Below are 20,375 nucleotides of genomic sequence, written 5' to 3'. Positions count from 1 at the left end.
TTTCTATTCTATCAGTTCCTGAATAATTTAATAAAGTATTTAACGCTGGTGTTTTATTTACAAAAATAATAACAACGGAGTTGATACAATGTTTTCAAATTTATTTGATGATTGTCCTGTTTCTGTCATCCGGGACATATCATTGTTTCACGGAACTTCTCGTGAAAATATTGATAAAATTGTTTCTGAAGGTTTTAAATCATCTTCAAGCGAGGACAATTACTTGGGAGCAGGTGTTTATTTTTATGACAGTGAATTCTTTGCAATTTGGTGGAAATTCAACAGTGATTCGTATTTGAAAGGTCCGATTCAAAAAATCTCTGTGGGAGTTGATTTGACTGATGATGAATTGAATGAGCTTATTGCAGCATTTCAAGCTCAATACGGCGTTATCGTTGCCGAAATGACTGATGTCAGTTATTTAGATATGGACAATTTTAAAGTAAAAGAAATGTTCAATGAAGTTTATGAAAATTTATATGATATTTGTAATACTGATAAAATATTTTACACTACTGTATATGATTACCTTTTCGAAAAAATGAATTTTCAAGATAAATATGATATGGTGGTGCTTACTGCAAATCTATATAAGTTGACAAACAAACCAAATTTTAGAAATAAAGCTCCTCAAGCATTAATTCCCTATAGAATTTATTGCTTGAAGAATTATGAAAAAATTAAAACTGTTTCAGAATATGTTATAAATAAAAAACACATGGATACATTTATCCGATTCGTAACTTTGAGAAAGACTCCTTCTTGGTGATAATTATGGATGAAATTATGAGAAAATAGGCAGAAGATCGCATGGTAAAAGACATGGAAGAAGCTTTAGAAGCAACAAAAGCTCTTCTCGCCACAATGACTCCCGAAGAGGTTGACGCGATGCTTATTGAGTTAGGCAACGATAAAGCTGCTCCAGGATCAATGTTTATGTCAAGAGAAGATTTCAAGATGAAATCGAAAAACAATAATTCTGAAGTTATCGGCAAATACGGTGAAATCATTTGATTTTCAACTCTCCGATAATCTTTCCTTTTTTTATTCTTCTTCCTCTCTTCTTCATTCTTCTTTTCATTTTCCTTTTTTTCTTCAACTGAAAAAAAGAAAAACGCCAAAAATTTCTTTTTCTATTTTCCTATTCTTCTCTTTGGAATCCATCGACAAAATTAAATCAATTTACGACATTTTCCAAATCCAACACAAAAAAAGTCGAAATTTTGGTCAAATTTCGTTCTTAATCATGCACTTTCAATCAAAAAACGCAATCATTCGATAACTTTAATTCAAACGATAGCCTTACTGCTCTCAAAAATCCTTGTCGTCGATTATCGACTTATCAATCGTTTTAAAGTGTAATTCCAAGTCTTTTTTTATTTAAGTGACCGCAAAAGTTTAATAACCCTTTTGTCAGTTTTAACCTCTGTATAAGCTCGGGTATTCGTGACTATCATTGTATTCAGCCATTGGTCGGATATTTCAATGATTTTTCGAACACATTTCACACTTTCGTTGAATTTCGTTCTTTTCCGAATGCAAAGCCCGTGTTTACCATTATAATATGGAGGAAAAATAAATGCAAATGAAACACTTATTAGTGGCATTAGTACTTCTCCTCGCCCTCGTCGGAACTGCAGCAGCAGCTGATGAAGTCGAAATCAGAAGCACTATTCTTCGCTACAATGCAGAAGCATACAACGGTGAGTATGCAACTCTTGCACCCGGCACAAACGATGCTTGGGTCATTGATGCAACAAGCTGGGCAGGTCTTTACTATGACCTTGACACAAACATGTCTACTGAAAAAATTGGTATTAAAAAGAACGGTACCAATGTCGTTGACATCAAATACTTTACAGAAGTTAAAGCGCAGGAATATGATTATACAAAATCTACTGACTGGGCTGGCACTAACAGATATGCAGTTATCGGCTTCTTTGCAGAACCGTATGTTGCTCTCTCTAAAATTGACACAGACACTACTTTGACTAATGTCAGTGCAAACAAAATTGCAAAACTTGTTATCGACTCTAGTGACAGATATACTTTGAAAACCGGTGCAACCCTTGAACTCGGCGAAGGCTATTCCCTCGTCGTTGATCAAATTGATGTTGACGGCAACAAAGCATATATCAAGTTCATGAAAGACGGTAAAGAACTTAACTCCAGTATCGTTACAACTGATTCTTCACTTGGAGGCGACTGGTTCTTTGATTTAAAAGTTCTTAACAATGACAAAACACAGGTTCTCAGAGTCCATGTCAAGAGCGTTTTCCAGGGCACACAAGACAGCCTTGTTGAAATCGAAGGTCTCTGGCTTATCGACTACATGAACGCTTTCGAAGTTAAGTCCGATGACAAATACGGTAAATTTGAAGATGCATCTATTACTTCTAAAAACCTTACATTCTATGCAAAAGAAGTTTCAATCTCTGCTGATTCTGATGTTGATCTCGGAAGAGGTATCTACTTGAAGTCTGAAAAAGAATTCGGAGACTTCACTGCAGGAACTCCCGCAACAGCTGACAAAGATAAATTCTATCTTGTTAAAACCTATACAGATGCAGGCGAATACGAAATCCGCAGTAATGTTCTTAGTTACAATGCACAGTTAACTGGTGCAGCAAACGATGGTCTTTTCAACTACACCAATTTCGCAGCATTCTTCTATGACATTGACTCTAATGTTTTCACAGAAGAGTTAATCCTCAAAACAGAAGCTGACAAAAAGACGGTTAAAGAAACATCTGGTTTAGTCTACACCACTGAACCCAAGAAAATCGATTACGACTATACCAAAACAACTTGGACCAACGCCGGTGACAATGCTCAATACTTCGTTATGGGCTTCTTCGGTGAAAAATACGTTCCGTTGAACAAGATTGGTAACACACCCTCTGACGACACAACTCTCGCAAAAGCTGAGAAGATGGCAAAACTCGTCATTGACTCCGGCGACAAATATGTTTTGAAAACCGGTGCAACCCTTGAACTCGGTGAAGGCTACAACCTCGTTGTCGACCAGATTGATGTCGATGGTAACAAAGCTTACATCAAATTCATGAAAGACGGTAAGGAACTCAACTCCAGCATCGTTACAACCGACGGTTCTGACGGTGGCGACTGGATCTTTGATCTTAAAGTCCTCAATGAAGACAAGACACAGGTTCTCAGAGTTCACGTCAAGAGCGTTTTCCAGGGAACTGAAAGCAGCCTTGTTGAAATCGAAGGTCTCTGGCTCGTTGACTACTTGAATGCAACTGAAATTAAGAATGATGACAAATTCGGCGCAATGAAATTCCAGAGCGGCGGAAACACCATCTTGAAGTTCGTTCTCGACAGTGAATTCACAATTGATGCAGACATGGACAAGCAGATTGCCAACAACATGTACTTGAAGACTGCAGATAGTGAAGATGCTGATAAAAAGAACCTTTACTTCTATGTTACACAGACAATTGGCGAAGGCGACGGACCCACTCCGACACCGGAACCCTCCGAACCTGCAACACCCACAGAAACACCCGCACCCACACCCACCGAAGTGAAACCCACTCCGACTGAAGAAGGACCCAGCGGCGAAGACAAGGAACCCGGTTTCTTCCAGAAATACATGTGGCACATCATCATTGCGATCGTGTTGATTATCATCATCGCAGGTGCAGCATACTACTTCATGGTCTACAAGAAACAGGCATAAGCTTGTTCTGTGAAATCTAAATTTAAGTAAGAATTTCTTCGGAAATTCTTTACTTTCTATTTTTTTAAGAATCATTTTTGGAACAGCTCTTGCTGTGTCTTTTTGTTTGTTTTTCGTTTGTTTACTTTTTCTGTTTTCATTAATAATTTCAATTCGGCTCGTATTTCATTAATTTCTGTCATTATGTTATTCGTATATTTTTGACGTTTTGTATTATAATATATTATTTCACAATACTTTTATATGCTTGTTTCTCATTTTGTTTTTAAATTCGGAAAATGTTTTTTCGAAATTTTTCTGCTTGCAGAGAATTACAAAAACAAAAACAATTTGGAGATTTTTATGAAAAACAGATACTTTTTGGCGGCAGCGCTGATTCTTTTATCATTGGTCAGCCTGTCTTTTGGCGCGGTTTCGGTTGACGATTCCGTCGAAGAACGAAGCCCGATTTTGTATTATAACGGCGTTTGGGACGAAGAGGAATTTTATTTTTACGCGGATTATATTGTCCCACGCAATTTCAGCGTGCTGTATTTTGACTTGAAAAATAATATTTCAACAGAATCAATTGCGATTGAAGGCATGCATCCGGATGCTGATTATAATCAGGTTCTTAATGCGCCGGGTCACGTGGACATCACTTATTCGACAAGCCCCGCGCTTCAAAAATTTGAATATAACTGGACGACTTTTGTCATCGAAAATGAAGGAACCGATTGGGAATATGAATATATTTATTCAGCCGCTTTCCCCGTTCTCGGATTTTTCGGCGAGCCTTATGTCGCGCTCAGCAATAAAACGGTTTATTCCGATTATTATTATGAGACTCAGCCCTATAAAGCGAATAAAATCGCGCCGCTCGTGATGAACGACGACGAAAGATATACTTTGAAAGTCGGAGATGATATTGATTTGGGACGCGGTTATACGCTTTACGTCGATCAAGTCGATGTCGGCGGCAACAAAACAAATCTCATCTTAAAACACGACGATGTCGAATTAGGATCCGGCATTGTCAACGCGTCCGAATCCGGCAACTGGATTTTTGAGACAAATATTCTGAACGAACAAGGCGTTCAGGTTTTGCGCGTCCACGTCAAAGACACATTCCAAAGCGTAAGCGGCGCAGCCGTTGAAATCAACGGTTTGTGGCTTGTCGATTATTTGAACGCGATTGAAGTCAAATCCGACGTCGATTACGGCAAATGGAACGCAACGACAATCAACAGCGAATCTTTGACCTATGTTGCCGAGGACATTGTCCTCAGCAGCAACGCAGTCATTCCTCTGGGAAAAGATTTGTTCATCAGAGTTCAGGACGGCTTTGAAATTCCGCCGGCAGACGTTGATGAAACATACGATTCTCAAAATCGGTATTATCTTTTCAAAGAGCATACCGCGCCCGGAACATACAACATAAAAAGCGAAGTTTCTTTCTTCGGAACCGTGTACACCTATTCCAATTTCGGCGCGTTCTATTACGATTTGGATCAAAACTTGGCCACCGAAATTTTATACACCTATCCGAATCCCGACAAATTCGAAAAAGAAAGTCAGTCATTCATGTATTTGACAACTTACATTCATACAAATTATGAATATCTGCCAAACACGGGACTTGATGATGATGAAAACCTTCTTAATTCCTGGGATTCCGGCTACGACGTCATGGGTTATTTCGGAGAGAAATACGTTCCGTTAAACGTCATCGATTCAAAGGGTTTCTATATCGCGGACAGTACAAAATTGGATAAATTCGCGCCGTTAGTCACTGATGACGATTCGAAACACACTTTGACAACAAAAGAATGGATTGAATTGGGCCGCGGCTATTCCCTTCAAGTCGATCAAATCGATGTCAAAGGAAATCAAGTCAACCTGGAACTTTACAAAGACGGCGTTCTTGTCAATTCAAGCATCGTGACAACAAATGCCGGCGACGGTTCCGGAGATTGGATTTACAAAGACACAATTCAAAATGTCAAAGACGTTCAGCTTTTGCGCGTCCACGTCAAGGATGTTTTCCAAGGAAACAAAGACGCAGTCGTTGAAATTGACGGCATTTGGCTGACAGACTTTAAGAATGTCACCGATTTGAAAGCGGACGACAGAGTCGGTCTTCTGAAATACGACGGTTTGCATTCCATGGATGAGTTCCGGTATTATTTTGATACCTATGCAAATTCGGCTTTCAAAAAACTTGATGCCGAAAGCGTTTTGATTTTCTATCTCGCGAACAATCTGACTTTATCGGATGATATGGATTTGCATATCGCCGAACAAATATATTTGAAAATTTACGAAGGCGGCGGCAATATTCTTCATAGATCTGCCGTTCAGCCGTTTGCGTTGAACCCCGGCGGATATCGTTATCAGTTCTATGTCGTCAAAGAAGTCGGAAACCTGTCTTCCGGCGGCGGTGACGATGGCAACGGCGGCGGTGACGGCGGCGGCAGCGGTGGTTCCGGCGGCGGTGACGGCTCAGACTGCACCGATCCTGAAACGGATGGCGGCGAAAGCAATGCTGTGCCGACAATGTTGGGCGCGCTTGCCTTGGGCTTGTTCCTGTTGGTTGCAATTTTGGTTGCGGCATATCTTTACAGACGCTATCGGGCAAGAAAAATTCAACCGCCCGGGGCGAGTCCGGAGTAATTGATAAGGAAATGTGATAAAATATGAAGCGGATTTCTTTGAAATCCTTTCATTTTTCACATCTTTTCCTTTCACCTCATTTCCTTTCACTCTTCTTATTTCGTTTTGTTTTTTCTTGTCGTCAATTATCGACGGTTCAAACGTTATATCATGTAACAGATTGCGTTTTTCAAATTTTGTGACCGCAAAACTTAATAAAGGGTATTTCGTGATTTGCATCTATACCAAGCGCGGTAATGGTGGTTTATAGAATTTTCAAATGCTTCTTGGCATATTGAAAAGTCGCCGCGCTTGACGGATTATCAGGAATGGGGGGATTTGATTGAGCAAAAAAAGTTTACTTGTTGCAGCCGTTTTGGTTTTCTTGCTGATTGCAACTGCAATGGCACTTGAAAACAAAAGCGCGAGTGAAAATTTCACAAGCCAAGAATACTTGAATGCCAAATCAATTGAGTCGGCATCTTCCGTATTTGAAGATGGTGCAGAAGCTTACAGCTTACAGACAAATCCCGATCGGTGGACCGGCATGTTTACAGCGCTCCAGCCGTATTCGGGGAACGAAACACAATAATACAATTGTGTTTTTAGATTGAAACAAAACAAACAAGTGATACAATGAAAAAAAGCATTTTAATCGTGCTGTTGGTCGCTCTTCTCGCTGTCGCGGTCGGTGTTTCCGGCTGCTTGGGCGGTGACGACAACACACCTGACAACAACTCAACAAACGGTTCCACAAACGGCACCGACAACTCATCTAACGGTTCCAACACGAATGGTTCCAATACAAACGGCACTGACAACTCATCAAACGGCACCAACACAAACGGCACAAACAATTCCAGCAACGTGACACCCGAACTCGCTTTCAACAACAGTTCCGTCATCGTCAGCTCATTGCCGTCCGGCTATGAACTTTTGGCTGTCAGAAACGTGACCGCAGACAATGAAAACATTGACGGCATCAACGATGCGCTCAACGGTTTCTCCGGTTACTACTCCGTTAACTCAACCAACGTTTACCTTTCCGCTTTCCAAACAAAGAACGACAGCGCTGCAAAAGGATACGTTCAGGCAATGATTGACGCGAACAAAGCCAAATATCCGGAATCAAGCAACGTCACAACCATCACAATCCATGATCACGACGCAACTTTGATTACGACACCGACAACCGCAGGCGGCAGCACAATCGAGAGATACACACTCGCCTGGGCAAACGGCGACAAACTCGTCGTTGTCAACGGACCGGCAACACTTGATGAAATCAAAACAATTGCCGAAGCGTCCGACCTTTAATTTTAAAAATCAACAATTTAACGGGAGGCTAACGCCTCTCACATTTCTTTTTATTATTCCAATAATTTTGTGATTTATTCGTTTTCTTATATCTACAATTCTGATCTTTATGGCAAAGCACTGGTTCCCCGTTTTTTCTTCCGATAAATGTCGCCGCTGCGGCGCTTGTCTTCTCGCGTGTCCGCACGATTTGCTCAAGCAAAACGATTCCGCGCCGATTCTTGAAAATTCAGATTTGTGCCCCGTCAATTGTTTTATTTGCGCCAAAGCCTGTCCGAATGATGCCGCCGGAATTATCCGCCCGGCAAAGCCGTGTGACTGCTGTTCTTTCTAAAAAATATTTTCCGGCACGCGGTTAATATAATATTAAAACCATTTCTGTACGGCTGATTTGCTCAGCTGTTTTTCGATTTAAATATTCAGGTAGGGGATTTTATGAAAAAAATATCAATCTTATTGCTCATGCTCGCCGTTCTTTTGGCGGTCGGCATTTCCGGCTGTTTGGGCGGCGACGCGGATGACGAAATCGTCGCCGATGATGATTCGTCGAAAAGTTCGTTTACGGATGATGATTTAAATTACAGCACAAACATTGTAACCGTTCGGGATTTGCCTTCCGGTTTTGAATTCCTGTCTACGCAAAGCGTCAAATCTCACGGTGAAGGCGTCGGAATTACGGATGTTTTGTACGGTTACAGAGGCTATTACAAATTTGAAAACGACACCGTTTCAAACGGAACCGTTTATTTCTACTGTTTCAAAACAAATTCAACCGGCGATGCCGAAAGATATTATCAGCAAATGAAAAATTCATATGAATCAAGCAACGGTGACAACGCCGATGTTTCGACGGTGACAATCAACGGCCACGATGCAACGAAATTCACAACCGCCAACGGCTCGGGAACCGACATGATTGCCTGGACGCGCGGAAATTTGATTTTTGCGGCAAAAGGACAAGTCGCCGGTCAAATCGATTATGAAACTTTAAAATTTTTGGCGGAAGCATCTGAACTTTGATTCCGATTCGAAGGTGGGAACATTTTTCGTTCTCACTTTGTCTTTTTTATTACCTATGGCCGTTGTCTTTTATTCCGATTTCTTAAAAGATCACGCTCCAATCTCTTTTATAATATAATTGAGTTATACTACTCAAAAGGAGGATTTTTTAGTGAGAAAAGCACTTTTAATTTTAATTATTCTTCTTGCTGTCGGTTTTGTCGGCGTTTCCGGATGCTTGGACAACGGCGGCACTGACAACAACACATCCGTCGATGACAATACTTCCGATATTGTTTCCGAACCGCCCGTCGAAGAATCAAACAATTCTTCAAATCAATCCGATGCCGGTTTGATTACAAACTTTAACGGCAGCGTCGTTACCGTCGATCCGCTTCCCGCAGGATTTACGCATTTGGCGACGCGCTCAATTACCGCGACAAACGAAAGAATCGGTATTGCTGACGCGTTAATCGGGTACAGAAACATGCTGACTTACGACAATTCAAACGTTTATCTTTCCGTTTTCAGATGCAACGCTACGAAAACGTCTGAAGATTACGTTTCGGAAATGATTGCGTCTCACGCATCCAAATACGGCAGTGACAGCGTCAGCTCAATCGTCACGGTCAATGGTCACGATGCGGTTTTGCTCGAAGCAACTGTTCAAGACACGCCGCAGGAAGGCCGTTACATTTTGGCTTGGTCCAACTGGTCCGGCGACGAATATGACGACGGTTACGTGGTTGCCGTTTACGGTCAGGTCAATTATTCTGTCATTAAAGAACTTGCGGAAGCATCTGATCTTTAAATAATTTCAATTATGAAATCATAAATTGAGGCAAAAACATGAAGAAAAACATTCTTGTTGCGTTTCTTCTCCTCGCTGTCGTTTTCGCAGTCGGCGTTTCCGGCTGCCTCGGCGGCGATGACGCAGACAACGCGACAAACAACACCAATACGACCGACAACACGACTGGCAACAACACGGGAAACACTTCAAATGAAACGGACAATTCAAGCAATGAATCCGTTCAAAAACCCGTTCCGCCGTTTGATGCGAATTTGACTTTGGTTCACCCCGTTCCCGAAGAATTTGTTTTCTTCTCAACGGCGACCGTTAAGTCTCACGGACAGCATATCGGCGTCACGGACGCGCTGTACGGCTACCAAGGCATTTACCATTACGGATCAGCCGGAACACCTGTTTTCTTGACATATTACGATGTCGCGATTGCGAACACGACCAAAACGCCCGACTCTTACATTCAGATGATGAAAGACAGTCACTCCAAAACATATGGCAGCGACAGCAACATCACAACGATTCAGTTCAACGGTCACGATGCGACTTTGTTCGCGGCCGAAACCGATGAGGCGCCGCAGTACGGCAAATACATGGTGGCTTGGGCGCTCGGCGACAGCATGTTTGTCACCGTCACGGGGACGGTTGGCGATGACGCGCTCATTACGCTGGCAACCGCAACCGGATACTGACAGCTCATCATAAAACAGTTGAGAGACTTATTGTCTCTCTTGTTCTTTTATTTTCTTTTTTTAAAAATGTTAAAGAATTTTGCAGGCTTCGGCGAATTTAAATCTGTCATCGCGCGGATGCAGCTTGCTTTTATCGCCGATTCCCAAATTGCATAAGAAAATCGATTTAAAGCGCCCGTCCGGGAAGAACTCTTTGTCGACGCCGGCGTTGTCAAAGCCGCCCATCGGCCCGCAGTCGAGTCCCAAAGCGCGCGCGGCAATGATTAAATAAGCGCCTTGAAGCGACCCGCTCAAAAGCCCGGCGCGTTCTGCAAACGTTTCGTCTTTTGAAAACATTGTGTAATAATCGCCGTGCGGATACAGGCGCGGCATAAATTCGTAGAATTTTGAGTCATACGCGATAATCACTGTCGCCGACGCTTCCTCAATTTTTCTTTGATTTGTTTCGCCGACATGCGGAAGCAGCCGGTTTTTGGCATCTTCGCTTTTAACGAAAACAAAGCGCCCCGATTGGCAATTTGCCCACGTGGGTGCCATTTTGAGTTCGTCGTAAATTTGAGTCAGCAAGTCGTCTGAAATTTCTGTTTTTTCAAAATATTTGTGCGTTCGGGCTTCATCAAAGATGACGTCCATTGAGCTTTTGTCCAATTTCATTTTATCGCCTTCGTTTTTGTTTTTATTGTTTTTCATTGATTTGTTTTATTTTTGTTTTAAATTTTGTCGACGGTTGCTTCCGCCCGCTTGATAATTTCCGGTTTTGACTGAACCGCGCCTGCTTCCAGTACGCCTTTTGCGACGATGATGTCTGCGATTTCAACGCCGATATAATCAAATGCGTCTTGGTACATTCCAATCACGTGCGACGCGGTTTTGTCTTCCGTATCTTCCATCGGAACAACTAAAATCACTTTTTTGTTTTGGTATGTCTCGCGCGGGAGGCCGTACCATCTGTCCATGAAAACTTTCATTTGTGCGGTCGGCCCCCACCAATAAACCGGCGTTCCGAGAACCCAGACATCGGATTCTTTCAATTTTTCGCCAAGTTCCGTCATGTCATCTTTTTTAACACAACCGTTGCCGCTTTTATGACACGCGTCGCAAGCTTCGCAAAAACCGATGTCGGCTTTGTTGAGCAAAACAAAATCGGTTTCCCAGCCTTTGTCCGCTGCGCTTTTTAAAATCGTTTCCATTAAAAAATTCGTGTTGCCGTTTTTTCTGGGGCTTCCGGAGAAGCCTGTTATTTTTGCCATTAATTTTCCCTCTCTTGTTTTTATTTTCAATCCTAAACTTGAAAGCATTTTTTAAATAAGTTCGGCTTTTATTTATATTTTTATAAAAATGTCCTGCTCAAAAATATCAATTTCAATCAATATCTTTTAATATCAAAATGTTTATTTTAGTGCATCCGACAGCCCGGATAGCCTAGTTGGTTGGGGCGCCAGACTCATAGGGAAAATAATGACGGCGTCTTGTTGGAATTTCAAAATTCCTGAGACATCTGGAGGTCGCGTGTTCGAGTCACGCTCCGGGCATCTTTTTCTTTATTTTTTATTCCGTAAAATGAAATTTTATTTTTCTGTTTATTCTCTCATTTTGATTGTTTCTTTCTTTTCTTTTTTCAACGGTTTACAAATATCCATCATGTATATATATGACAAAATTTTCAACTTTGAGTAAGCCCTAATTGGCTGTCATTATTCATGGAGGATCAAAAATGTTTGATTTAACAGGCAGAGTTGCCGTTATTACCGGCGGTTCATCAGGAATCGGCGTTCAGTTCGCGAAAGCGCTCGCTGAACAAGGCGCAGATGTTGTCATCATCGCGCGCAGAATGGAAAAGCTTGAAGCGGTTGCAGAAGAAATCCGCAAAACCGGACGCAAATGTCTGCCGGTTGCCGCCGACTTATCAAAAGAAGATGAGATTAAAAAAGCGGTTGCTGAAATCGTTCAAAAATGCGGCAAAATCGATATTTTAGTCAACAATGCCGGAACAAGCGCGGTCGCACCGGCCGAATCCATGACCGACGAAGAATGGAATCGCGTCATGGGATTAAACCTGGATTCCGTCTTCTTCGTTGCTCGTGAATTCGGGAAAGAAATGATTAAGAACAAATACGGCCGCGTCATCAACATCGCGTCCATGTACGGCCTTGTCGGAAGCAACAATCCGTCCGTTCCGACCGCCGTTTATCACGCGTCCAAAGGCGGCGTTGTCAACCTGACACGCGCGCTGGCAGCTGAGTGGGCCAAATATAACATTACGGTCAACGCCATTTGCCCCGGCTTCTTCCCGTCCGAAATGACCAATTCGTTGTTTGACACCGAAGAGTTCCAAAATTATCTGAAACAAACAACACCGATCGCTCGCGGCGGCCGCGAGGGTGAACTCAATCCGGCGCTGATTTACTTAGCGTCCGATGAGGCAAGTTATACAACCGGATCCATGGTCGTTGTCGACGGCGGAACAACCGCAATTTAAGGAGGAAAAGAATATGTTTGATTTAACAGGAAGAGTTGCCGTCATCACAGGGGCATCATCAGGATTTGGCGTTCAGTTTGCAAGAGCATTGGCCGGACAGGGTGCGGATTTAGTCATTATCGCCCGCCGCAAAGACAAATTAGAAGCCGTTGCCGAAGAAATCCGCAAAACCGGGCGCAAATGCCTGCCTGTTGTTGCCGATGTGACGAACACGGAAGATATCAAAGTCGCGGTTAAAGCAGCCGTTGACGAATATGGCAAAGTGGACATTTTAGTCAACAATGCCGGCATCGGCGGTGAAGATCCGGCCGAAGTCATGCCCGACGAACAATGGTACCGCGCAATGAATCTGAACATCAATGCGATGTTTGTCGTCTCCCGCGAGTTCGGAAAAGTTATGATTGAAAACAAATACGGCCGCATTATCAATGTCGCTTCCATGTACGGATTGGTCGGCAGTTACAGCGGGGCGGCATATCACGCTTCCAAAGGCGCTGCCGTTAATTTTACACGCGCGCTCGGTGCCGAATGGGCGAAATACAACATCACCGTCAATGCCATCTGTCCCGGTTTTTTCCCGACAGAATTGACGGAAGCCGCGCTGAATACGGATGAATTCCAAAATTTCATGAAAGTAACCGTTCCGATGAAAAGATACGGCAAGGACGGCGAACTCAACACCGCGCTTCTTTATTTGGCGGCGGATGAAACCGGTTACACGACAGGAACTGCCGTTGTCGTTGACGGCGGAACAACCTGCGTTTGATACATCTGTTTTGAAAAAGAATCGGTTTGGTTCTTTTTCTTTTTGTTTTTTTGTATATCTTGTAAAACCCGGGTGCTTTTCTTTCGTTAATTTTTTAATTTTGTACATACGCGCGCGGCTGCTCCGGTGCGGCATTATCTGAATTTTAATGCATTTCGTTTTCTCCAATCCAAAAAGGATATATTAAATTAAACGAGTTAATATGCCGATATGAATTTTCAGATTCTTGACGCAGACTATAAATTAATCGGCGATGACGAGCCGGTGATCCGGCTTTTCGGAAGAGGCGACGACGGCAAAAGCGTATGCTGTCTGATTCCGGGGTTCGAGCCGTTTTTCTATGCCGAAAGCACAAATCCTGAGGCGACTCAAAAAGATTTAATGGAAAAGTTTCCGCAAATTGTCCGCGTTGAGGTTGTCGAGCGCTACGGTCCGGTCGGTTATCAAACCGAAATGTCGCCGTATCTGAAAATTATTGTAAAAGCGCCGAGAAACGTTCCCGAAATCCGTGACGATGTCGCGAAATTGCCGGGCGTGACCGCGCTTTTTGAAAGCGATATTTTATTCCGCAACAGATTCCTCGTTGACATGAATCTCGGCGGTTTTCAATGGGTGGAGGCGGAAGAAGATACAACTTTGGACCGCGAGCACCTGATTAAAGAAATTCCGATTAAATCCGATACGATTATCTGCGCCAAATCGGTGACACCGATTGACCGCATTGCCAACGCGCCGCTGCGCTATCTTTCTTTTGATATTGAATGTCTGCCCGATCACGGCAACATGCCGACGCCTGAAAAGTCGCCGGTGATTTTAGTCAGTTTTGCGTTTGAGCCGGCTTGGAACGGTAAGAAAACGCTTGTTTATGTCGGAAAGCCGAAGCCTGACGGCTTTGATTATGAAACGAGTGATGCCAACGGCGATACAATTTGGCTGGAAAATGAAAACGAGTTGATGGCAAAAACATTTGAAACCATCAATCAATTTGATCCTGATTTCATTACCGGTTATAACATCGGCGATTTCGATATTCCTTATTTGCTCCGCCGCGCCGACGTTTTAAAGAAAAAAGGCGCTGCGATCAGGACCGGACTTGCGCGCGACAACAGTCCGATTTTTTCCAAAAAATTCGGCCTGACGGTCAAAACCGAAATTACGGGGCGCATTGTCTCCGACGTTTTACCGCTTGTCCGCCGCAATTTCAGCCTGAAGCAGTACACGCTTCGAAACGCCGCGAAAGAATTGCTCGGGCGCGAAAAATTAGACGTTCCGGCCGCCGAAATGGAAAAATATTGGTTTGATTCCGGCGAGCTGCTGGCGCAATTTATCAATTATTCCCGGCGCGATTCCGAGCTTGCAATCGAGCTTTTGCTTCATCTCAAAATTTTAGACAAATACGTCGCGCTTGCGCGCATTACAAATTCCGTCGTTCAGGAAACGCTTGACGGCGGCCAAACTTCAATGGTCGAGCAAGTCATGCTCAAAGAATACGGCAGGCATCAGCGCGTCATGCCGGTCAAGCCCGACGGCGAAGCGTACGAGGAGCGCGACGGCGACGACGAACTCAAAGGCGGCGCCGTTTTGGATCCCGTGCGCGGTCTTCATGAAAACGTCATCATTCTCGACTACAAATCACTTTATCCGACAATTATGATGGCGCACAATCTGTGTTATACGACCATCATCAACGACATGCGCGATTTAGAACCGCTCGGCCTTTCTGAAAACGATGTCGAAGTCACGCCGACAGGCGGTATTTTCGTCAAACAAAATATTGTCAAAGGAATCGTTCCGTCCATTTTAGAAGATTTGCTTCGCCGCAGAATGGAAACCAAAAAACTGATGAAGCAAACCGACGACGAACAGGAAATCCTGGCGCTTGACGCAACGCAGATGGCGCTTAAAATTCTGCTCAACAGTTATTACGGCTACACCGGCTACGCGCGCGCGCGCCTTTACAGCATGGCGATGGCAAGTTCTGTGACAAGCATCGGCCGTGAGAATATTATCAACACCGAACACATTATCACGCAAGTCATCGGCAAAATTTATCTTTACGAAAACAAAGCGTGGCTCGAAGCGGAAATCAAAGACGATTTCAAATCCAAAGGAAAAACGGTTGACGCCGATTTCGATTCCGGCAATATTTCCGATTTGGATTCCGCGGTGATTAACGGCGACGTCAAAATCGTTTTGCTTTCCGTCGTTTACGGCGACACAGACAGTGTTTTCATGCATTGTTCTGCCGAGTCCGGCGAAGAATTTACGCCCGAGCAGTTCACTTTGGAAGATGCCGAGCTGGTCGGCTCGAGAACGGCCGCAATCGTGACCGCGTCGCTGCCTGCGCCGATGGAACTGGAATTTGAAGCTGTTGCGAGACGCGCTGTTTTGATTGCCAAGAAACGGTATGCGCAATGGCTTTTTGAACGCAGCGGTTCCGGCTGGACGAACAAAATTAAAGTCAAAGGCATGGAAACCGTTCGCCGCGACTGGTGCGAGTTGACGTCTGAGACGCTGACACGCGTTCTCGAACTCGTTTTGATGGAAGGTAACGTCGACGAAGCGATTAAGTATGTCCGCTCCGTCACAAGCGAGCTTCGCAATTTGAATTTGCAGGAAAATCCGGAATTCATCAACAAATTAATTCTCACAAAAAATTATTCCAAGAAAACGGACAATTATAAAAACAAACAGCCGCACCTGACGGTTGTTGAAAAAATCAAATCCCGCACGGGAATTTCAACGCCGATTGGGACACGCGTTCCGTTCGTCATTATTTCCGGGAAAGGGTTATTCGTCGAACGCGCCGAAGATCCCGAATTTGTTTTAAAACACAACATTCCGATTGACACGGAATATTACATCAAGAAACAAATTTTGCCGCCGGTCGAGCGCATTTTAGAAGTTTTCGGCGTTGACGGCGGTTCGCTTGACAAATATCAGCAAAAAGGTCTTTTTGACTTCGCCGATTCCGATCCTGCGCCGAAGACGGAGCCGGTCGTCCGATCCGTGTCAGATGTCGCGTCCAATAAAATTGATCCGTCGGCCGCGCCGAAAGGGTTGGATGTGTTCGAAGACACCGGTCCGTCAAAAGCACCCGTTTACAAAGAAGAAGCCGCCGAAAATGTTTCCGAAGCCTTTTCCGGTGATTTGTCAGGCGAATTTGAAACGCAGGTTTCCGAGCCGGATAATTCTGTTGAACCTGTTTCAACCGATTCTGTCGAATCGGCAACCGACCAATCGGCTGAAAAGCCGACTGAAACTCCAATTGCCGAATCTGTTGGCGAATCGGCTGATGAATTCGCTGATAAACCGGTCGACGAACCTGTCGAAAATGTCGGCAGCGTTTCCGATTCCAAAACCGATGACAAAAAGAAACCGCAGAAATCTTTGTTTGATTTCTAAAAGTTTTCTTTTTTCTTTTCTTTTTTCATCGTCAAGGTCGGATTTCATTTTATTTTTAAAATTGATGCGGCTCGCGCGCGGCGGCGCGGACGGAAACAAACTTTTTTCAGGTAGAATTTATTTAACTTGAAAGACAATGCTTGTTTATGCCCGATGTTCTTATTCAAAACGCACGAATTCTTGAAGGCGGCCAACTTGTGCCGGCTGAAATTTTAATTGAAGATGGTAAAATTAAAGGAATCTCAAAAGAATTCCGTATTTCCGCTTACGACGAACGGATTAATGCCGATAAAATGGTTGTTATTCCGGCCGGCATTGACGGGCACGTTCATTTTCGAGATCCCGGTCTGACTTACAAAGAAGACTGGTATTCCGGTTCCTGCTCGGCCGCGGCCGGCGGCATTGCAACCGTATTGGAACATCCGAATACGCTTCCGCCCGTCATTGATAAATCCGGTTTTTCTCAAAAACTCAAACACGCCAAGAAGAAATCCGTGATTGATTTCGGAATCAACGGCGGCGTTACAAACAATATCGATCAGCTCAAAGAAATTTGGCGCCTCGGCATCAGTGTTTTCGGCGAAATTTTCATGGCGGAGTCAACCGGCGGACTCAATATCAGCAACGATCTGCTTGGCGCCGCGCTTTCCAAAATCGGTGAATTGGACGCGCTTGCCTGCATTCATGCCGAAGATGAATCCATTCGCCTGGCAAATGAGGCGTTTTTGAAAAACGATAACGAAATCGATGTTCATTCTCGGATTCGTCCGAATGTCTGCGAAGAAGTCGCCGTTCACGATTGCATTAAAATCAATAAAGATGCGGCCGTTCCGGCAAGACTTCATTTCTGTCACACAAGTACGCCTGAAGCGGTCAAGCTGATTGAAAAAGCGCGAAAAGAATTGCCGCCCGAGAGCAACGCAAGCCGAATTACTTGCGAAGTCGCGCCGCATCATCTTTTCTTGTCAACAAAAGATTACAAACAGTTGGGAACGCTCGGCAAAATGAATCCGCCGCTGCGTTCTTCGGAAGATGCAGCTTACATGATTCAAGCTTTAAATTCAGGGTTGGTCAACGCGGTCGCCTCCGATCACGCGCCGCACATGCTTTATGAAAAAGAAGTGCCGATGCGCTCGGCGCCTTCCGGTGTTCCCGGTGTTGAAACGCTGATGCCGCTGATGCTTGCAGCCGTTCGCAAAAATTGGCTTTCGCTTGAGCGCGTCATCGCGGTCACCAGCCGCAATCCTGCGCGCATTTTCGGTTTGGATCGCCTCGGAAAAGGGTCGATGGCGGAAGGCTGTGATGCGGATTTGCTTTTGTTCGATCCGAAAAACGTTGTGCCGATTAAATCCAAAAATCTGCATACGCATTGCGATTGGACGCCGTACGAGGGAATGGACGGCATTTTTCCGGGCATGACGCTTTCCCGCGGCGATGTGATTTGGGATGGCGCGCAGGTCATTGCGAAAAAAGGGCGTGGTGAATTTTTGCCGGGCGCCGGAATGAAAACGGATGAAGACGGCAAAATCATTTTGGAATATGATGATGACGACGAGGAATAATTGATGAATGATTTACTGCTCAATCTTGATAAAGTTCATACGACCGATTTGGGAATTGTGCGGATTAAACGAAATCTGGCGTTGGATGTTGAGGATGTTGTTGCATGGTGTCAGCAAAAAATCAAAAACGCCGAGCATTTCTCTAAAAAAGGAAAAAATTGGTACGTGAATGTCGATAATATTGAAATCACTGTCAATGCTCACAGTTTTACCATTATCACGGCGCACAGAATCAAAATATGAATGATTAAACGAGCTGCATCGCGCGCGCAAACAACAATTTCGATTTTAATAATTTTTGGTAAAAACGATTTGTAAGATTAAAAAACAAAATTTTAAAAAACGTGAAATTAAAAAAATACAAAAAAGGAAGAATGAAATTTTATTCTTCCTCTTGTTCTGTTTCTTCTTCTTCCGCATCGATATATTCAATGGAATCCATTTGCGAACGAATCAAATCGTCATGCTTCTTTTCAAGGAAACTGTAAACGGTTCCGTGATTCACGCCGTTAATCAGCATGTCAACGGCCGTTCTGATAATTGTGGTCTGCTCCGGAAACCCGATGACGCTGACAGTTTTTCCGTAAACTGAAATTTTGACATTGATGAGTTTTTCGGCGATTTCTCTTGTCTTACCTTCGCGCCCGATGATTCTGCCTTTGAGGCGCGCCAATTCTTTCGGCGTTGACGCAGCTTCCGACAAATCAATAATGTCCAACGTCAGGAAATCTTCATAAAACAATTCCATCGCTTTTTCCGGTGAAAATCCGCGCGCGATTGCTTTGATGACTTCCATTGCGCGCATGCCGGCAACCGGATCTTCTTCGTCTTTGATTTCAATGCGCCCGTCTTCACTGTTAATTTCCAGTTTCAGCTTGGCGGCTTCTTCGATTTGTTTTTTAACGGCACCGCCGGGGCCGATGATGACTGCGATTCTTTCTTTGGGGACTTTTACAAATTGGGTCATTTTTATTCTTCCTTTATTTCATTTTCAGCGGCAGCAATTCCATTTTCGCTGCCGATGTCTTCGTTTTTAATATCATTATTTTCATTTTCAATGCTGTTTTCAATTTCCGCGGCATTTTTATCCGTTTTGATTTCTTCTTCGGAATCCGGCTCGATAATGGTATCTTCTTCTTTTTTCTGTTTGATCCGTTCCAATATTTCTTTGGTTCCTTCTTCAATGCCGTATTTTTTAAAGAAGCGCTTGATGTTTTCAATGTCTCTGATTAAAAATTCGCGCGCGTTCGGGTGATTTAACGTCACCGCCTGGCCGACGTCGATGATAACGGCTTCTTCTTTTTCAATGTCAATTAAAATGTTGTATTCGCTTAAATCGGCATGTACCAAAGAAGCTCTGACATACATGCGGCGTATATTTTCAATAATTTGATCATAAAACACGCGCGCATCTTCATCATCCATTTTCACTTCTTTGAGCGACGGATACGCGACGCCGTTTTCGCCCATGAATTGCATAATCAGCACATTCCTGTCGCAGGTAATCGGTTTTGGCGCGCGGATTTCTGCTTTATTAATTCTGAGCAAATTTTGAAACTCTTTTTGCGTCCATGCGAAAATGATGTCTTTTCGGCTGTGGCGGATGTGGGTGAATCTCGGATCTTTGAGAATGTACGGATCCATCGCTTTGAACGTGCTTGAATTTATTCTGTAAATCTTGACGGCGACTTCGCCTTCATTTCCGGTCGCGTAAAAGACGTTCGCTTCCTTTCCCGTGCTGATTGAGCCGCCGAGTTCGTTAATAAATCCTTTGTTGGCGAAAGAATAAAGCAATTTCAATGTCGGGACATCAAAAACATTTTCTTCAGCTTTGAGAAAAGATGAATCTTTCTTAAATATGCGGCCTTTAGCGCGCTTATCTTCGATTTGTTTCATCTGTTTATCAATCTTTTTTTGACTCATCCGGTCACCTTAAAAATCGGGGTGGAGTTGATTTTGATTCCGCTGTTCGCGAAATCTTTGTAATAAAAACGGATTGTATAAATTGAATTTTGA

General features: G+C 43.7%; 19 protein-coding genes and 1 tRNA gene. 16 read left to right on the top strand and 4 right to left on the bottom strand.

Annotated features, from left to right (window positions below):
* Window positions 1–88 precede the first annotated feature (88 nt).
* The 10 genes from MmiEs2_RS05555 to MmiEs2_RS05510 all read left to right on the top strand — a co-directional run bounded on the left by MmiEs2_RS05555 (window position 89) and on the right by MmiEs2_RS05510 (window position 10,147).
* Window positions 89–769, top strand: coding sequence for a poly(ADP-ribose) polymerase family protein (locus tag MmiEs2_RS05555; RefSeq protein ID WP_316558886.1), 681 nt, complete (start codon window positions 89–91; stop codon window positions 767–769).
* Window positions 770–810: 41 nt separating this feature from the next.
* Window positions 811–1,014: a hypothetical protein gene (locus MmiEs2_RS05550; RefSeq protein ID WP_316558885.1), complete on the top strand. Its 204-nt coding sequence runs from the start codon at window positions 811–813 to the stop codon at window positions 1,012–1,014.
* A gap of 565 nt (window positions 1,015–1,579) precedes the next feature.
* Entirely contained in the window at window positions 1,580–3,703 is a 2,124-nt protein-coding gene (locus MmiEs2_RS05545) for an S-layer protein domain-containing protein (protein WP_316558884.1), read from the top strand.
* A gap of 342 nt (window positions 3,704–4,045) precedes the next feature.
* Complete coding sequence (locus MmiEs2_RS05540) at window positions 4,046–6,355, top strand: S-layer protein domain-containing protein (RefSeq protein ID WP_316558883.1); 2,310 nt, start codon at window positions 4,046–4,048, stop codon at window positions 6,353–6,355.
* A gap of 322 nt (window positions 6,356–6,677) precedes the next feature.
* Entirely contained in the window at window positions 6,678–6,926 is a 249-nt protein-coding gene (locus tag MmiEs2_RS05535; protein ID WP_316558882.1) for a hypothetical protein, read from the top strand.
* Window positions 6,927–6,970: 44 nt separating this feature from the next.
* Window positions 6,971–7,651: a hypothetical protein gene (locus tag MmiEs2_RS05530; RefSeq protein WP_316558881.1), complete on the top strand. Its 681-nt coding sequence runs from the start codon at window positions 6,971–6,973 to the stop codon at window positions 7,649–7,651.
* A gap of 109 nt (window positions 7,652–7,760) precedes the next feature.
* Window positions 7,761–7,985 (top strand): 4Fe-4S binding protein, encoded by a 225-nt coding sequence (locus MmiEs2_RS05525; protein ID WP_316558880.1) that lies wholly within the window; start codon window positions 7,761–7,763, stop codon window positions 7,983–7,985.
* 101 nt (window positions 7,986–8,086) lie between these two features.
* Window positions 8,087–8,671 (top strand): DUF4367 domain-containing protein, encoded by a 585-nt coding sequence (locus tag MmiEs2_RS05520; protein WP_316558879.1) that lies wholly within the window; start codon window positions 8,087–8,089, stop codon window positions 8,669–8,671.
* A 151-nt stretch (window positions 8,672–8,822) separates the two neighbouring features.
* Window positions 8,823–9,461 (top strand): hypothetical protein, encoded by a 639-nt coding sequence (locus MmiEs2_RS05515; RefSeq protein ID WP_316558878.1) that lies wholly within the window; start codon window positions 8,823–8,825, stop codon window positions 9,459–9,461.
* Between the two features lie 38 nt (window positions 9,462–9,499).
* The gene (locus MmiEs2_RS05510) at window positions 9,500–10,147 is read left to right on the top strand and encodes a hypothetical protein (protein ID WP_316558877.1); all 648 of its coding nucleotides are present in this window, start codon (window positions 9,500–9,502) and stop codon (window positions 10,145–10,147) included.
* Between the two features lie 69 nt (window positions 10,148–10,216).
* Here MmiEs2_RS05510 and MmiEs2_RS05505 read toward each other — a convergent pair whose 3' ends face one another.
* Together MmiEs2_RS05505 and MmiEs2_RS05500 are read right to left on the bottom strand one after the other, a co-directional pair.
* A complete protein-coding gene (locus tag MmiEs2_RS05505; RefSeq protein ID WP_316558876.1) occupies window positions 10,217–10,801 on the bottom strand; it encodes a malonic semialdehyde reductase in 585 nt (194 codons plus the stop codon).
* 56 nt (window positions 10,802–10,857) lie between these two features.
* Entirely contained in the window at window positions 10,858–11,397 is a 540-nt protein-coding gene (locus MmiEs2_RS05500; protein WP_316558875.1) for a flavodoxin family protein, read from the bottom strand.
* Between the two features lie 161 nt (window positions 11,398–11,558).
* Between MmiEs2_RS05500 and MmiEs2_RS05495 the strand changes: the two genes are divergently transcribed.
* The 6 genes from MmiEs2_RS05495 to MmiEs2_RS05470 all read left to right on the top strand — a co-directional run bounded on the left by MmiEs2_RS05495 (window position 11,559) and on the right by MmiEs2_RS05470 (window position 18,602).
* Window positions 11,559–11,679 (top strand) — tRNA-Met (locus MmiEs2_RS05495).
* Window positions 11,680–11,861: 182 nt separating this feature from the next.
* Window positions 11,862–12,626, top strand: a complete 765-nt coding sequence (locus MmiEs2_RS05490; RefSeq protein WP_316558874.1) for an SDR family NAD(P)-dependent oxidoreductase — start codon at window positions 11,862–11,864, stop codon at window positions 12,624–12,626.
* 13 nt (window positions 12,627–12,639) lie between these two features.
* Window positions 12,640–13,392 (top strand): SDR family NAD(P)-dependent oxidoreductase, encoded by a 753-nt coding sequence (locus MmiEs2_RS05485; RefSeq protein ID WP_316558873.1) that lies wholly within the window; start codon window positions 12,640–12,642, stop codon window positions 13,390–13,392.
* Window positions 13,393–13,602: 210 nt separating this feature from the next.
* The gene (locus MmiEs2_RS05480; RefSeq protein ID WP_316558872.1) at window positions 13,603–16,797 is read left to right on the top strand and encodes a DNA-directed DNA polymerase; all 3,195 of its coding nucleotides are present in this window, start codon (window positions 13,603–13,605) and stop codon (window positions 16,795–16,797) included.
* A 146-nt stretch (window positions 16,798–16,943) separates the two neighbouring features.
* Window positions 16,944–18,359, top strand: a complete 1,416-nt coding sequence (locus MmiEs2_RS05475; RefSeq protein ID WP_316558871.1) for a dihydroorotase — start codon at window positions 16,944–16,946, stop codon at window positions 18,357–18,359.
* A gap of 3 nt (window positions 18,360–18,362) precedes the next feature.
* Window positions 18,363–18,602: a DUF3781 domain-containing protein gene (locus tag MmiEs2_RS05470; RefSeq protein WP_316558870.1), complete on the top strand. Its 240-nt coding sequence runs from the start codon at window positions 18,363–18,365 to the stop codon at window positions 18,600–18,602.
* A gap of 139 nt (window positions 18,603–18,741) precedes the next feature.
* On the opposite strand, the gene MmiEs2_RS05465 is transcribed toward MmiEs2_RS05470, so the two are convergent.
* Window positions 18,742–19,326, bottom strand: a complete 585-nt coding sequence (locus MmiEs2_RS05465) for a KH domain-containing protein (protein ID WP_316558869.1) — start codon at window positions 19,324–19,326, stop codon at window positions 18,742–18,744.
* Window positions 19,327–19,328: 2 nt separating this feature from the next.
* The gene (locus MmiEs2_RS05460; RefSeq protein ID WP_316558868.1) at window positions 19,329–20,282 is read right to left on the bottom strand and encodes a serine protein kinase RIO; all 954 of its coding nucleotides are present in this window, start codon (window positions 20,280–20,282) and stop codon (window positions 19,329–19,331) included.
* Window positions 20,283–20,375 lie beyond the last annotated feature (93 nt).

This window comes from Methanimicrococcus stummii, from assembly GCF_032594435.1.
Lineage (GTDB): Archaea > Halobacteriota > Methanosarcinia > Methanosarcinales > Methanosarcinaceae > Methanimicrococcus > Methanimicrococcus stummii.
The sequence above is the reverse complement of the archived record's forward strand: the minus strand, read 5'-3'. Positions and strand labels throughout refer to the sequence as shown.